Origin of the sequence: Microcoleus sp. Pol17C6, assembly GCF_036701145.1 — a bacterium.
Lineage (GTDB): Bacteria > Cyanobacteriota > Cyanobacteriia > Cyanobacteriales > Microcoleaceae > Microcoleus.
The window spans coordinates 1-14,462 of record NZ_JAUBQH010000028.1 but is presented as its reverse complement, the minus strand read 5'-3'; the positions used below and the strand labels follow the sequence as shown (position 1 = coordinate 14,462).

The window sequence follows — 14,462 nt, the reverse complement described above, 5'->3', positions numbered from 1 at the left end:
AGGGCGAAGTCAAGCCAATATATTAATGGCTATTCATTTGGAACCATTTATTGGCGAATAGAGAAGAATGCCAGCTAACGAGGTTTAGCATATTGTAGCGGATCGCCCAAACTACAAAAACCTGGTTGCTTTCAGAAACAGGGTTTCTGAGTCTTGCATCCCCGCGCAGATGTACAATAGGACGATCGCACTCCCCGACTCTAAGCGCGATCGAGCCCTACACCCTGCCCGAAATGGGCAACATCAGATAGAACGCAGTAAAAAAATATAAAATGCAAGCAATACAACTGTCTTTATTCTCAAATGAGTCAGAACCAATTCCTGCCAAAAAGCAGAAGAAAGCAAAATTAGGGCGTTACGAACGCATTCAACGCGAACTAGAAGCAAATGACTGCGACCCCTACAAGATATTCATTGATCTTGAATCTCAGTCACTGCCAAAATCAGACTATACATTTGTCGATCTTTTTTGCGGTGCTGGCGGCATGACCCAAGGTTTATTGCAAGCAGGTTTTCGACCAGTAGCAAGTGTTGAAATTAATCCCATCGCCTCGGCAACTCATACAAAAAACTTTCCCGATTGCCATCACTTGTGCGACGATATAAAAAACTTAAATCCCCAAAAGTTGCTCGCTGAAATTGGTTCGCCCGAAGTTCATGTTGTTGTAGGCGGGCCACCGTGTCAAGGCTTCTCAGTTGCAGGAAAACGCGACCCCAACGATCCTCGAAATCGCTTATTTAGAGAGTTTGTCCGCGTTGTCTCTGAAATACGTCCTTGGTATGTTGTCATGGAAAACGTACCCGGAATATTGACCATACAAAAAGGAGCTGTTAAGCAAGCCATTTGCGAGGCTTTTGAGGAAATTGGCTATCCCCATATGTCCGTTGCTGTTCTGGAATCAGCCGCCTATGGAGTCCCGCAAATCCGGCCGCGAGCCATTTTTATTGCCAATAGATGTGGGATGCAAAATCCCTATCCGAAGCCGCAATTGTTACCCGAACAATACAAAGCGATTGAGTCAGCAATTGATGATTTACCAGAGTATAGTCCCATACCGGAAATTAACCACCAATGGACTCGTCATTCTGTTGAGTACATGGAAAGACTTGCTAAAGTTCCACCAGGCGGTTCTTTGTATGAAAGCTACGCCGATGCTTTCAAGCGACAGTATCCGGGAAAACCCAGTATGACTGTTAAAGAAAATCACGGCGGTACTCATATTCATCCTTATCTCAATCGCGTGATTTATGCTCGCGAAATGGCTAGATTGCAAAGTTTCCCGGATTCATTTATTTTTGAAGGTTCGATGAAAAAGGCTATGTGGCAAATTGGAAATGCCGTGCCACCCCGTTTAGCGGAGTGTATCGGCTTGGCACTTGTTCCATATTTGGCCGATATTACTTTGAACAAAGCTAGCAAAGTTACTATGAAATTAGCCTTTTAATTAGCTTGTTGCTCATCAATCTGATTGATTGTTAATTCTTCGTCCAATCGTTGAGCAAATATTTGGAATAATTTGATATCTTCCGCTGAAATATCACCCTCAATTTCCTCATTTTGAACTAACATAATTTCTCCTCTACCGTCTTTAGCAGTAATTCTTATAATTTGCCCTTTCATCCAGAGCCGATATTTTTCTCCTTCATAACATCGACCGCCTTCTGGTGAAGGTTCTCCTATTTTCCGCACGGCTTTTTTCGCAGTTTCTATTATAAAATCACAGTATTCATAGAAACGAACTTTACTAGCGAATTCGTGTACCCTATTATTTTTCTCTAATCTTTCAATAATTTCGGCAACATTATGAGGAGGGTTTTTTAGATCCTCAACCTGCTGCCGAATTACTTCGATCATCGACTCGGGATCGTTATCGAAAAGCTCAGTTAGAAATACATCCGGGTGCTGTGCCTCAATGTCATAAGGTTCCAAAGCCTCCTTTGGGAAATGTTTGAGGTTATCTGTAACGATGACCTTAGCATTTGCTACAATCGCAGCAGCTACAACATGGCGATCGCCCGGATGATTTGTCATTGCTTCCACCAAACTTGCAGGCACTTCGATAATCGCTTCAGGAAAGGTGTTCTTTATCACCTCCTGAAAACGTGCTGCTTTGACCTCTGTCATTCTTCCTTTTTTTACCAGATTGCGGGTAGCACCATCTAAAATTTCTTGTGAAAAGTGAACCTCGTATAACTCAGCCTCAGCAGCACGTAGTAGTGTATCGCATAAAGGCATAGGGAAGATGACACAGGAGTCGAGAATAACGGATACGACTTCCATTCTACTCCTGAGTTATTGGGTCAACACCAGCTTCGTAAAACCCCTCATCCTGAAGAAATTGGGTTAAGTCCTTTAGTCCTTGGCGACGTTTCACTTGACGCTGTTCTTTGTAGTTAATTACATCTTGAAAAAGGACACGCCGATGTTTTCCTACTTTACTACAAGGAATTTCTCCCCGATCTAGTAACTTGACGAGAAATGGTCGCGATACATTAAGGATATTAGCTGCCTCCTGCGTTGTCAATTCGCAATTGTGAGGCATCAGAGAAATAGCTTGACCTGATGCCATTGCACCTACAATCTGACGCAAAAAGTTGTAGACTGATTCGGGAAGCAGGATCTCTTCTCCGTTACTTCCGACTAATTTTGGCTGTACAGACTCTCTGCTCAGTATTAGCTCTAACTGAGCTATTGATTCCTTTTCTTCTTCTTGAACCAAAACTGACTCAAGTGATGTTTTTTGGTTCAACATAATTAATCTCTTTTGTGATGTGATTGTTTTTGAAGCACAGAGTAAATATGGTGGTATAAGTTGGTATAATCAGCGGTTTAAACCGCTGATTATACCAGCCAGACCCCGTTTTATTGGTCAGCAGACACAGGCCGCGATCGAGGAAAACCTGTGCAGCCATTGCTGGAAGGGGTATGTAAGTATTTGGCCGGCATATACTTGGTTGTTTCCTTCACGATAACACTTACTGTGCTATAAACGCAATATCCGAAACAAACGAAATATTCAAACTCAGAAGAGGGAGAGTTCGATCGCCCGAAATTCCCCATCCCGACTGAAGACGGATGCCTCGCAGAGGTACAATAGGACGATCGCATTCCCCAACTCCCACCGTGATAGAGCGCTACACTTTGCCCGAAATGGGCAACATCTGGACTGAAACCGCCAAACTGAAAAGCTGGCTGCAAGTAGAAATCGCTGTCTGCGAAGCTCAAGCCGAACTCGGCTACATCCCCGCCGCCGCAGTCGAAGAAATCAAAGCTAAGGCTAATTTTGACCCGAAACGAGTCCTCGAAATTGAGGCGGAAGTCCGCCACGACATGATCGCTTTCTTGACAAATGTCAACGAATATGTTGGCGATGCCGGACGCTACATTCACCTCGGCTTAACCAGTTCCGATGTGCTCGATACTGCTTTGGCGCTGCAATTAGTCGCTAGCGTCAATATCTTGTTAGAACGTGTCGAAGAATTGAGTCAAGCTATTCGCTATCAGGCTCAACAGCATCGCAATACCGTCATGGTTGGCCGATCGCACGGAATTCACGCCGAACCCATCACCTTTGGCTTTAAACTAGCAGGATGGCTGGCAGAAGTCTTTCGCAACCGCGCCCGATTGGTGAATTTGCGATCGTCGATTGCAGTCGGCAAAATCTCCGGCGCAGTCGGAACCTATGCTAATATTGACCCGCGAATTGAAGCGATCGCCTGTCAAAACCTGGGACTCGAACCCGATACCGCATCCACTCAAGTCATTTCGCGCGATCGACACGCCGAATATGTCCAAACCTTAGCACTCTTAGCAGCATCGATCGAGCGTTTTGCAGTAGAAATCCGCAACCTGCAACGCACCGACGTTCTCGAAGTCGAAGAATTCTTTTCCAAAGGGCAAAAAGGCTCATCCGCCATGCCCCACAAACGCAACCCGATTCGATCGGAAAGACTCACAGGAATGGCGAGAATTGTCCGCGCCAATGCCGTCGCAGCCTTAGAAAACGTAGCGCTTTGGCACGAAAGAGACATCTCTCACAGTTCCGTAGAACGGATGATTTTGCCCGACAGTTCTACAGTAACTCACTTCATGTTAGTAGAAACCACAGACTTAGTAAAACACCTGCTAGTCTATCCCGAAAACATGAAGCAAAACATGAACCTTTACGGCGGAGTCATCTTCAGCCAGCGGGTGATGTTAGCCTTAGTAGAAAAAGGCACGAGTCGCGAAGACGCCTACAAAATTGTGCAATCTTGTGCTCACGAAGCCTGGAACAAACCGGGCGGCAATTTCTACAATTTAATTGCTAAGGACGATCGGGTAACAGCTAAGATGACTACCAAAGAAATTGATGATTGTTTCGATCCGCAGTATCAATTGAGGCACTTAGATTTAGTGTATCAGCGCTTGGGAATTTGAGGACAATTAACAATTAAAAATGACTCATAGAGAGAAGAGAGCGTTCTCGTGCTTGTCCCACAGTCCGCCGGGGGTTTAAACCCCCGTCTCATAGCTAAAGTCGGTTAAAACCGACTGAAAGACTCATAAAATAAAAGTTTTAGAGAAATATTTCAGTCCTCTTCAGAGGACTTTAGCTATGAGACATGGGTTTCAACCCCTGTCGGTCTGGCGGGCTGGCAGACAAGACGAAAAGGGCGAAAATTCCCCAAGATATGAAATGTAAAAACTCTATTAAATATCCACTTAACAGAGCTATGAAATTAAACCGATTGACAAAATATTTAATTGTATTCTCTCTAATATTACTATCTACAACCACACTGAATTATACAACATCGATTCGCGCCCAGGAGCCGCCACAAGTGCAAATTACCCAACCAGAACCAAACCCAGTAGTACCTGAAAGTATTTTCATGAGTCAACTTCCCAGTTCGGCGCGACTGGTTGACATCCGCACCGTAAATCCCAACATTCGCCTCGATATCCGATACGCCACTACTAACAATTTCTTGAAACGAAAACTTTACCCTATATCGAAATGCGCCTTGAGAAGTTCTGTTGCTCAACAGTTAGGGCTAGTTCAAACTGATTTGGAAAAAATCGGATTGGGTTTGAAAGTTTACGATTGCTACAGGCCTTTCTCTGTGACTAAGCAAATGTGGCAAGCTTGGCCAGATCCGCGCTATGTTGCTAATCCTGCTAGGGGTTCGCGGCACAATCGCGGTGCTGCTATTGATTTGACTTTAGTCGATCGCACCGGCAAAGAATTAGAAATGCCTACACCTTACGATGATTTTACCGAAAAAGCTCACGGAGATTATCAAGGCGGCAGCGCGGAATCTCGGAAAAATCGTCAAGTGCTTAAGGATGCGATGAAAAAACACGGATTTATGAGTATCACAACCGAATGGTGGCACTTTGATTCGGAAGATTGGCAGAAATTTGCGATTCTTGATATATTGCTTTCCGAGATTCCTTAATTCCACTATTTATTAAAAGTCGCAGATTTGAGGAAGACAAGGTACTGCTGTATCCCCACAGATGTCAGGAAAATTATCGCAATTTTACCGAAAATTCGTATTCGTATCCCCGGAAATTCGAGTCTAATTGTAATGTGTAATTGCCTGTTACTGGGACTTTTCCAGTCCACTCTGTTTCATTGCCTTGATAAGGATCTCCAGCTAAAACTTTGCCACGAGGAGTTATAATTTGCGGGAAAACTTCTTGCCGATTCCTAACAGTCATTGTTTGACCTTTTCGGGCGCGAATCCGGTAAGAGTGGCTGCCGCCGCCGATAATTCGACCTTTGACGATCGCCTCATCTCCTCCTGGCAGAAAATTAATCTGCTGGTTGACATTAGAACAACTGCTTTCGGTGCGTCTTTTCGCAACCCAACCGGGAACGGGATCGGTAATTCGCAGCCAACCGTTTTGTTCTTCGGCGACTGAAACAAAGGTATTATTTTTGAGTTTTCCTACTATTTGGCTGCCCCTTACTTGCGGGATCGATCGCACATTTAGCGGTGGATTCGGATCGCTGACTACAGCTTGACTGATTTTGCAACCCGAATCTGGGGGTGTGACAACTACTGCCTCAACTTTTCGTGGAGGGACTCCTGCAACTAGCGAGGATTGAACAGCCGGGGTTTTTGCAGGTTGGGGTGGGGATTTCGGAGATTCTGCAGCCGGGGTTTGTGCTTGCAGAGATTTTGGTTGCCCAGATTCAGGGTTGTTCGTCGGCCCTGCAATCTGGTTTCTGGTGGATGCCGGGGATTCTGCAAGGGGAAGATCGGATTGTTTCATCGCACCCGACTGTATAGTTGCAACAGCCACTCCCACCGCTGTTGCCAGTCCTGCTAAGCTTACTGTGATGATTTGAGCCTTCGTAAATGACATAAAAAACCCTCTCTGTATCTATACTAATAATTTTTGTTTGGGAGTTGGGGCGATCGCCAGTTAATTTATAGTGGAAATACCTAGTGCGGGCCACAGGGTCAGGATTTTTAGATAAAATTTCAGATCCATAATTGTCGTAATAATTTGAGTCAATATATACTGGACGCCTATACTGATGGTAATCTTGCTCTGGGTTATTGGCGCGCAAATTTGCGAAAGTAAGCGTTCAGCGCGGGGTACATAAAATGTCAAAATTGATTCCTCTGAGATTACAACCGCCTCGCGATCGATTGTTGGAGGAGGTGAAGCAGGAAGTCCAAGCAGGACGATCGCAGTCTTTGCACGCCGCTGTGCTGGCTAACCTCAGTCAAGACTCGCAGCCTCTTGGTGTTAACCGGTGTTGGGATGTGGAAGTGAAAGCGGGCAACCGTCCGAGTTTTCGGCTTCCTCCCAAAGCAAGCATTGCTAAAGTGTTCGATCGCGCCGGCGGTAAATTGGTAATTTTGGGAGCGACGGGTGCAGGCAAAACTACGACGCTGCTAGAATTAGCTCGCGTGTTAGTTTCCCGCGCCCAAAAAGATGCTAGTTTGCCCGTACCAGTGCTGTTTGAACTCGGATCGTGGAAAGCAGAATCCGGGGCGATCGCCGATTGGTTAATTGCTCAACTTCAGTTCAAATACGGTATCTCTCCTGCTGTCGGCAAAAAATGGCTTGCCGAACAAAAATTGCTGCCTCTCCTCGACGGATTGGATGAAGTAGAAACCCACCGCCAAAATATCTGCATTCAAGCAATCAATCAATTTGTTGAAAGCGAATTTAAACCCAAACATTTAGTAGCTTGCAGCAGTTTTGAAGCTTACAAAAACTGCGAGACTAGATTTCGCCTACAAGCAGCGGTTTTATTGAAACCTTTAACAGAAACTAAAATCCAAAATTATCTGCTAGAAGCCAGAAGCCGCGAACTTTGGTACAGCATTGAGCATGAGCCGGAGTTGTTGAAATTGGCAAAAGTTCCCTTGCTTCTGAGCATGATGGCTCTGGCTTACGACGATATTTTAATTGAAGCTTGGAAGCGCATCACTTCCGCAGAAGAACAGCGCAAATATCTGTTAACTGCCTATATCCGCCACCAAATCACTGGGGAAGTCAAGCAGTATCCCAGAGGAAAGGAACTGCGGCCGGAACAAATTCGCCACTGGCTGGGATGGTTGGCCAGAAGGATGGAACAGCAAGGAATTCAAGAATTTTACCTCGATCGCATACCGTCTAGCTGGCTGCAAACAAAGGAGGAACGGCGCAAGTATCAGTTTGGAGTTAAGCTGGTTGGCGGGCTGATGTGGCTGATTTTGGGATTAATTGCCAGCCTAGTCTCCGGGTCAATTTGGGGATTAATTGTGGGTGCTGTTGCTGCGGTAATTAGTGCTTTGTTGCCGGGAATTCCGGGGATTGAAAGTTTTATATTGCGCCTGGTGCTGTGGTCGAACGGCTACATTCCTTGGGATTACAAGCGTTTCCTCGATGCTGCGACCGATCGCCTGCTGCTGCAAAAAACTGGCGATCGGCGTTATCGATTTATTCACGATTTATTGCAGAAACATTTTTCAGAGATATAAATGCCGACACTTGACAAAATTAAATAATTATGATATGTGTCTTGCCAACCGTCCACGGTTCAATTGCCGAATTTGCGATCGACTCCTAGATCGACACCCCCAAAAGGTTAAGATTCTAATCTGACCCTCCTGCAATCATTGCTTCACCTCCTATGGCAGAAACCTTATTGTTCAACGCCCTCCGCGAGGCGTTAGACGAAGAAATGGCCCGCGACTCCGCCGTATTCGTACTCGGCGAAGACGTAGGTCAATATGGCGGTTCCTATAAAGTCACCAAAGACCTCTATAACAAATACGGCGAACTTAGAGTGCTCGACACCCCGATCGCCGAAAATAGCTTTACAGGCCTAGCAGTAGGCGCAGCAATGACGGGACTGCGGCCGGTCATCGAAGGCATGAACATGGGCTTTTTGCTGCTGGCCTTCAACCAAATTTCCAACAACGCCGGAATGCTGCGCTACACATCCGGCGGCAACTTCAAAATGCCAATGGTAATTCGCGGGCCTGGCGGCGTGGGCCGGCAACTCGGCGCGGAACACTCCCAGCGCTTAGAAGCATATTTCCAAGCAGTACCCGGTTTGAAAATAGTCGCCTGTTCGACTCCCTACAACGCCAAAGGACTCTTAAAATCAGCCATCCGCGACGATAACCCGGTTCTGTTTTTCGAGCACGTCCTTCTTTACAACCTCAAAGAAAATTTGCCAGAAACAGAATATTTAGTGCCGCTGGACAAAGCAGAAATTGTGCGATCGGGCAAAGATGTCACAATCGTGACATATTCGAGGATGCGACACCACGTCATGCAAGCCGTGCCCGCCCTGGTAAAAGAAGGTTACGATCCAGAAGTAATCGACCTGATTTCTCTCAAACCCCTGGACATGGAGACCATCGGCGCATCCATTCGCAAAACTCACAAAGTAATTATTGTAGAGGAGTGCATGAAAACTGGAGGCATCGGTGCCGAACTAATTGCTTCGATTAGCGATCGATTTTTTGACGAACTCGACGCACCGGTTTTGCGCCTGTCTTCACAAGATATTCCCACACCTTACAACGGCAATTTGGAAAGACTGACAATTGTCCAGCCCACTCAAATTGTCGAAGCCGTCCAAAAAATGGTAGCATTGCGAGTATAAATAGTCATCAGTCATTAGCCATTAGTCATTAGTTATCACTCTTTGGTTGTTCGCTAAAACTAACGATATCTGCCAGCCGGAAATTGATGCTAAAACACGGATGCACAAATTGATTATTCCTTCCACCTAACTAATGACAATGACTAATGACTAATGATGAATGACTAATGACTAATAATTAAATATGCAAAAACAACGTTCCATATTAGCCCTAATTTTTGTTTTAATCATCGCCGCCATTACTGTAATAGTAACAATTCCGACGCGGCTGGGATTAGACTTGCAAGGAGGGTCGCAACTCACAATTCAAGTAAAAACTACCCCCACAATTCCCAAAATTGACCAGGGAATGTTAGAAGCAGTGCGGCGGATTGTCGAAAACCGCGTCAACGGTTTGGGCGTTTCCGAAGCATTAGTCCAAACAGTAGGAGAAGACCAAATTCTCGTGCAGTTGCCCGGAGTAAATGACCCACAGCAAGCAGAACGAGTCTTGGGCGGCACTGCCAAGCTAGAATTTCTGGAACAACTGCCCGGAACAGAAGCACAATTAGCCATTGAAAGGCAGTTGCAGCAGGAATTGCTGGTCAAACAAGCAGAATTGAAAACTAGCCCGAATGAAGCGGCTATTAAAGAAAATCAGGCTGCTTTGAAAAGAAGCAATGAGGCGATCGCCAAACTCTTTAAAAGCACCGGCCTCGGTGGCGAAAACCTCAAAGACGCTCAACCTCAACCCTTGGCGGCTGGGAACAACTGGAACGTTGCTCTTGTTTTCGATACCAAAGGAGGCGAACTCTTTGCCCAACTCACTAAAAATTTAGCAGGCACCGGACGCAGTATCGGTATTTTCCTAGACGACATAATGATCAGTTCTCCCGTCGTCGGCGTTGAATTTGCCCAGACAGGAATTACTGGTGGGAGTGCCGTAATTCAAGGCAACTTTACAACGCAAGAAGCAAACGATTTAGCAGTGCAATTGCGTGGCGGTGCTTTGCCGGTGCCGGTCGAAATTGTAGAAAACCGTACGATCGGCGCTAGCCTGGGTAAAGACAGCATTCAAAGCAGTATTAACGCAGGTATAGGTGGCTTAGTTTTAGTCTTGATTTTCATGGTTGTCTACTATCGGCTCCCCGGCGTAATTGCCAATATTGCGCTGTTAATTTATGCTCTGTTAACTTGGGCAGCTTTCGTGCTTTTGGGAGTGACATTAACGCTGCCGGGAATTGCTGGTTTTGTGCTCAGCATCGGGATGGCCGTGGATGCTAACGTGCTGATTTTTGAGCGCACGCGGGAAGAGTTGCGGGCAGGGAAATCGCTTTATCGATCGGTCGAATCTGGTTTTTACCGCGCTTTTTCCAGCATTTTAGATGGCAACGTCACAACGGTTATTGCTTGTGTTGCTTTGTTCTGGTTGGGCGCTGGTTTAGTTAAAGGGTTTGCTGTAACTCTGGGATTGGGCGTAGTAGTGAGTATGTTTTCTGCTATTACTTGCAGCCGCACTCTACTTTTGGTAGTGTTAAGCTTTCCCGCGCTGCGAAAACCTCAGTGGTTCTGTCCCAATTTGTCGAAAACTGCTAATAGTTAAGTGTTGTTATTAGTTATTAGTTATTAGCTATGTGTTAGTTAGCTGCTACTAATAACCAATAACCAATAACTACTGACTTCTTCCTTCAATCCGTTACATCCGTTACACAATCCGTTGCCGAACTTCCGTCTTCCTTCAAATTATGAAATTCAGTGTTATCAAACAGCGATCGCTCTGGTGGAGTATTTCCGCCGCTATAATCCTTGCAGGTATAGTGTCGATGGCGATTTCTTGGACTCGTCCCGACATCCGCGCACCGCTGCGCCCCAGTTTGGACTTTATCGGCGGCACTCGCCTGCAATTTGAACTCGACTGCACGAAACCGGAAAATTGTAAACCCATCGATATTGCTGCTGTCCGCGAAGTCCTGGACGCCCAAGGTTTGGCAGGCAGCAGCATTCAAGTTATCGGCCAAGAACAGCGAGGTTTATCGCTGCGAACGAAAACTTTGGATGTCGAACAGCGGACGAATTTGCAAACAGCTTTGAGCGAAAAGATAGGCGCTTTTGCTCCTCAATCTACTCAAATTGATACGGTTGGGCCTACCCTCGGTAAACAATTATTTACTTCGGGATTGTTGGCTTTATTTCTTTCGTTTGCTGGAATTACGGTTTATCTAACGTTCCGCTTTCAGTTGGATTACGCCTTTTTTGCTTTCGTTGCTCTGTTCCATGACGTGTTGGTTACTCTTGGTGTTTTCTCGTTTTTGGGTTTAGTTCAAGGAGTGGAAGTTGACAGTTTATTTGTGGTCGCGCTCTTGACAATCATCGGTTTTTCTGTTAACGATACAGTGGTAATTTACGATCGCGTGCGAGAAATAATCAAGCTAAATCCGGGACAGTCGATCAATCAAATTGTCGATGATGCTGTTATGCAGACCATGGGAAGGTCAATTAACACGACTTTTGCTACTCTCCTGACACTGTTTTCCATCTTTTTGTTTGGCGGCGAAACCCTCAAATACTTTGCTTTAGCTTTGATTGTCGGTTTTATTGCGGGTGCGTATTCGAGTATTTTCATTGCCAGTACGCTGCTAGCTTGGTGGCGCAGTCGTCCGGGCCAGTCTATCCCCGTCCCCGCAGAAGGAATCAACCAGTCAGAGGAAGTTTAATTGACTGTTGACGGTTAACTGTTGACGGTTAACTGTTGACGGTTAACTGTTGACTGACTAATAATAAATCATCAATAATCAATCACCAATGATAAATGACAAATAACAAATGACTACTGACCAAACTTTTCAAATTGAAGTCCAAAGGCTTCACAAACTAACAGTTTACGGTCGCTGGTTAACTGTGATATTGCTGTGGACTAGCATCGGTTCTTTGAGCATTTGGAGTTTGCGCCGCGAAATCGCTTTGTGGTTAGAACACTTCACTTGGGCGGCGGTGCGCTACGGTTTATCTTTTCATCGCTGGCCGACTCTGGGTTTGGGTTTGTGCTTGGGAATGACTTTAGCTGTGCTAACTTGGCAAAGTCGCAATATGGTGCAAGGATTGCCCCTGCGGGAAAAACAGGGTTTGGAACAACAAGTTCGCCGCATTCGCCAACAGGGGCCGAGTCATCCTTTGTGGAAATGGGTTTGCAAAGGTTCGCGGTAGCCGACGGGCTTTATTCTTTAGTCTCAAGCCAGAGGAACGAAAGTTTGACCAGAAGCGGTTTCAACCAGGGTAAACGCATCTAAATTAATTTGACAAAAACGTGAATTTGTGCATTCATAACTAACTAAAAAAACCTTCTTAAAATTCTTAATTTTAACCCGACTTGAGCAGATTAAATCACAACCTTAAGATTTTCTGAACTTCTTAAAGCCGGATAATTTTCCTTCTTAGATTGCTATTATATTTCGAGTATTAACTGGCCGAGTTTAAAATTTTCACTAAATAATTATTGTCCATTGCAGCTCGATACCGTTTCATTTTTAGACTTTGTTTTGAAGTTTTTTCTTGTTTCAGTAAGTTTATAGCACTCGCGACGTAGAAGTGCAAAATTTTCTGGAGAGTTCTGTTTCCGAATTCGGCTTTCATCTTCACAAAATGTAACGTCTAGCGTCCAATATAAGCTATTTTCAATGCCCCAGTGACTGCGGAGCGCCCCAGCAATTGTCTCAGCATTACTACTTAAACTACTCAAATAAAAACGAGCTTCTGTCGTGGTTTTATTCCACACCCGTCGTTCACTAACTATCATGACAACCGTTTTTAATCCCGTCCCTAATTCTTGATTATGCAGAGATGGTAACTCGGATACATCAATAGTCCAGACTTGTCTTTTTTTTCAATCGATGATCTCCCGCTTCTACTCGCTCATAATAATTTTAATTATTGCATAAATAATCTTCTTTGTTCGCTACCTCAAACCACTCTTTCACAGCTTTGTAGAGGATTTTTTGATTGCCTTTTAAAGCTAAAACATAGTCCCATTTTTTCTGGACAATCAAAGAGGCTATGTCTTTTTGGCATACCATAGCATCTATGGTTATTACACGACCCACCAGTTCTAACATTTCTATTAATGCCGAAATTGCTGTTAGCTCATTAGATTGTATATGGGCTTGTTTTGTCCTAAAACTAATTGATGAGATGAATACCAGGCAGTAACTATATGTAGCGCTTTTTGCTGGTCATTTCGGTCATAAGATCGTTTTGCCATCAATGGCAATCACGTTTAGTTCTAATTCCCCGACTATCGCATTTACCCAACTCAAAAAAATTTCTTGAAACTGCTGCTTTTCAATTCTGGCAAACACTCGACTAAACCTGTCATGAGATGATATACGATTGGGTAATTCTAGAAAGCTTTTTAATCATTCATATTTAGCCTTACCATAGGCTTCTATTCCGGACCTACCCCTCTGCACCGCTGATGATAGCTAGAATCGCAATTGATCTAATATCTTTGAGCAAATGTTCTTTACTTCTTTCTATTATTTGGTCTTTCAAATTGGCCAAGTATTCTCAAAAACTGGCATTTAAAATATTCAGGGAAGGCAATGAATCTATTTGTTTTTGTTGGGGAGTTACAGCTTTACTAAAACCTCTTGCCATTGATAGCACCACCACACTACAAGAAAATATATAGAAAATTAGTCGGCTATAACTGTAGTATATTTTGGGTTAAAGTTAAGATGCGTTTACCTTGCGGTTTCAACAGTAGGATATCGGATTGATCGTCGGTAATTGGCCGTTTGCCGGAAGTAAGGGAAAACACGCAGAATATAAATTCCGTGCGATCGCGGATGGCAGTGCTGCAAAAATAGGGCAAACTGATAGATAGGTTAAATAAGAATGAGCTAAATAAATAAGGTCGCTGGCAGTTTCAGAAGCTCTAAATCCAAGGCTGTATCTACCGCTAAACTCACTTTTGGAGGACGCAATATGTTGACTTCTTTAAGGGAAACGACTCGCGCCTCGGAAGACGCAAATTCCCCATCCCAAAGCTTTGGATTCAAGGACTCCAGCATCAATGAATGTGGATATTTTGTTCCCATAATTTTGGCGGGGTAATCTGAGTGCATCGAAAAAATTACCTCGGCACTTCAAAAATATGCCTCTATTCTTAGAGAAATTGATAAAGTTCGCATAACTTCTAACGGTCGCTCAAACCAACTGCAATTAGGCTCTGTTATCCTCCGTTCAGATTAGCTCGATCCATACAAAAGTCAATTGCCAAAATTGCATATTTATCAAATACGCTTGATGAGATAACTCCGGGGTGTATCTACTAATAATGCCCTTAATGGAGTATCCAATATGAGTTCTACATTCGCTCAA

At 44.5% G+C, this 14,462-nt stretch carries 15 protein-coding genes; 9 read left to right on the top strand and 6 right to left on the bottom strand.

Annotation, left to right across the window (positions count from 1 at the left end; translation table 11 throughout):
* Nucleotides 1-272: 272 nt before the first annotated feature.
* Nucleotides 273-1,445 (top strand): DNA cytosine methyltransferase, encoded by a 1,173-nt coding sequence (locus tag QUA25_RS15525; protein WP_333039305.1) that lies wholly within the window; start codon nt 273-275, stop codon nt 1,443-1,445.
* On the opposite strand, the gene QUA25_RS15520 is transcribed toward QUA25_RS15525, so the two are convergent.
* Nucleotides 1,442-2,281 carry a PIN domain-containing protein gene (locus QUA25_RS15520; RefSeq protein ID WP_333039303.1) on the bottom strand — a complete coding sequence of 280 codons (840 nt, stop codon included), beginning with the start codon at nt 2,279-2,281 and terminating at the stop codon, nt 1,442-1,444. The genes QUA25_RS15525 and QUA25_RS15520 overlap by 4 nt on opposite strands.
* A gap of 1 nt (nt 2,282) precedes the next feature.
* Nucleotides 2,283-2,753 (bottom strand): helix-turn-helix domain-containing protein, encoded by a 471-nt coding sequence (locus QUA25_RS15515; protein WP_333039301.1) that lies wholly within the window; start codon nt 2,751-2,753, stop codon nt 2,283-2,285.
* Between the two features lie 371 nt (nt 2,754-3,124).
* Here QUA25_RS15515 and purB point away from each other — a divergent pair, with 371 nt between their 5' ends.
* Both purB and QUA25_RS15505 read left to right on the top strand, forming a co-directional pair.
* A complete protein-coding gene (gene purB / locus QUA25_RS15510) occupies nt 3,125-4,420 on the top strand; it encodes an adenylosuccinate lyase (RefSeq protein WP_333039418.1) in 1,296 nt (431 codons plus the stop codon).
* Between the two features lie 296 nt (nt 4,421-4,716).
* Nucleotides 4,717-5,442 carry a M15 family metallopeptidase gene (locus QUA25_RS15505; RefSeq protein WP_333039299.1) on the top strand — a complete coding sequence of 242 codons (726 nt, stop codon included), beginning with the start codon at nt 4,717-4,719 and terminating at the stop codon, nt 5,440-5,442.
* Between the two features lie 73 nt (nt 5,443-5,515).
* Here QUA25_RS15505 and QUA25_RS15500 read toward each other — a convergent pair whose 3' ends face one another.
* The gene (locus QUA25_RS15500; RefSeq protein WP_333039297.1) at nt 5,516-6,358 is read right to left on the bottom strand and encodes an SH3 domain-containing protein; all 843 of its coding nucleotides are present in this window, start codon (nt 6,356-6,358) and stop codon (nt 5,516-5,518) included.
* Between the two features lie 245 nt (nt 6,359-6,603).
* Between QUA25_RS15500 and QUA25_RS15495 the strand changes: the two genes are divergently transcribed.
* From QUA25_RS15495 to QUA25_RS15475, 5 genes are all read left to right on the top strand, one after another.
* Nucleotides 6,604-7,971: an NACHT domain-containing protein gene (locus QUA25_RS15495; protein WP_333039296.1), complete on the top strand. Its 1,368-nt coding sequence runs from the start codon at nt 6,604-6,606 to the stop codon at nt 7,969-7,971.
* A 152-nt stretch (nt 7,972-8,123) separates the two neighbouring features.
* Nucleotides 8,124-9,107: an alpha-ketoacid dehydrogenase subunit beta gene (locus tag QUA25_RS15490; protein ID WP_006631063.1), complete on the top strand. Its 984-nt coding sequence runs from the start codon at nt 8,124-8,126 to the stop codon at nt 9,105-9,107.
* Nucleotides 9,108-9,291: 184 nt separating this feature from the next.
* On the top strand, nt 9,292-10,689 hold the full coding sequence (secD, locus tag QUA25_RS15485; RefSeq protein WP_333039294.1) for a protein translocase subunit SecD: 1,398 nt from the start codon (nt 9,292-9,294) through the stop codon (nt 10,687-10,689).
* Nucleotides 10,690-10,831: 142 nt separating this feature from the next.
* Complete coding sequence (gene secF / locus QUA25_RS15480; protein ID WP_333039293.1) at nt 10,832-11,800, top strand: protein translocase subunit SecF; 969 nt, start codon at nt 10,832-10,834, stop codon at nt 11,798-11,800.
* A gap of 109 nt (nt 11,801-11,909) precedes the next feature.
* Nucleotides 11,910-12,290: a hypothetical protein gene (locus QUA25_RS15475; RefSeq protein ID WP_333039291.1), complete on the top strand. Its 381-nt coding sequence runs from the start codon at nt 11,910-11,912 to the stop codon at nt 12,288-12,290.
* Nucleotides 12,291-12,576: 286 nt separating this feature from the next.
* On the opposite strand, the gene QUA25_RS29500 is transcribed toward QUA25_RS15475, so the two are convergent.
* The 3 genes from QUA25_RS29500 to QUA25_RS29495 all read right to left on the bottom strand — a co-directional run bounded on the left by QUA25_RS29500 (nt 12,577) and on the right by QUA25_RS29495 (nt 13,465).
* Nucleotides 12,577-12,921 (bottom strand): ISAs1 family transposase, encoded by a 345-nt coding sequence (locus tag QUA25_RS29500; protein ID WP_445304870.1) that lies wholly within the window; start codon nt 12,919-12,921, stop codon nt 12,577-12,579.
* Nucleotides 12,922-13,006: 85 nt separating this feature from the next.
* A complete protein-coding gene (locus QUA25_RS15470) occupies nt 13,007-13,213 on the bottom strand; it encodes an ISAs1 family transposase (protein ID WP_333039416.1) in 207 nt (68 codons plus the stop codon).
* Between the two features lie 108 nt (nt 13,214-13,321).
* Nucleotides 13,322-13,465 carry a hypothetical protein gene (locus tag QUA25_RS29495; RefSeq protein WP_445242223.1) on the bottom strand — a complete coding sequence of 48 codons (144 nt, stop codon included), beginning with the start codon at nt 13,463-13,465 and terminating at the stop codon, nt 13,322-13,324.
* A 601-nt stretch (nt 13,466-14,066) separates the two neighbouring features.
* Between QUA25_RS29495 and QUA25_RS15465 the strand changes: the two genes are divergently transcribed.
* The gene (locus QUA25_RS15465) at nt 14,067-14,195 is read left to right on the top strand and encodes a hypothetical protein (RefSeq protein ID WP_333039289.1); all 129 of its coding nucleotides are present in this window, start codon (nt 14,067-14,069) and stop codon (nt 14,193-14,195) included.
* Nucleotides 14,196-14,462 lie beyond the last annotated feature (267 nt).

Coding starts and splice junctions, on each gene's coding strand:
- QUA25_RS15475 (WP_333039291.1), top strand. CDS start 11,910: ATGACTACTGACCAAACTTTTCAAATTGAAGTCCAAAGGCTTCACAAA.
- QUA25_RS15500 (WP_333039297.1), bottom strand. CDS start 6,358: ATGTCATTTACGAAGGCTCAAATCATCACAGTAAGCTTAGCAGGACTG.
- QUA25_RS15505 (WP_333039299.1), top strand. CDS start 4,717: ATGAAATTAAACCGATTGACAAAATATTTAATTGTATTCTCTCTAATA.
- QUA25_RS15495 (WP_333039296.1), top strand. CDS start 6,604: ATGTCAAAATTGATTCCTCTGAGATTACAACCGCCTCGCGATCGATTG.
- secF (WP_333039293.1), top strand. CDS start 10,832: ATGAAATTCAGTGTTATCAAACAGCGATCGCTCTGGTGGAGTATTTCC.
- secD (WP_333039294.1), top strand. CDS start 9,292: ATGCAAAAACAACGTTCCATATTAGCCCTAATTTTTGTTTTAATCATC.
- QUA25_RS15465 (WP_333039289.1), top strand. CDS start 14,067: ATGTTGACTTCTTTAAGGGAAACGACTCGCGCCTCGGAAGACGCAAAT.
- QUA25_RS15525 (WP_333039305.1), top strand. CDS start 273: ATGCAAGCAATACAACTGTCTTTATTCTCAAATGAGTCAGAACCAATT.
- QUA25_RS15515 (WP_333039301.1), bottom strand. CDS start 2,753: ATGTTGAACCAAAAAACATCACTTGAGTCAGTTTTGGTTCAAGAAGAA.
- QUA25_RS15520 (WP_333039303.1), bottom strand. CDS start 2,281: ATGGAAGTCGTATCCGTTATTCTCGACTCCTGTGTCATCTTCCCTATG.
- QUA25_RS15490 (WP_006631063.1), top strand. CDS start 8,124: ATGGCAGAAACCTTATTGTTCAACGCCCTCCGCGAGGCGTTAGACGAA.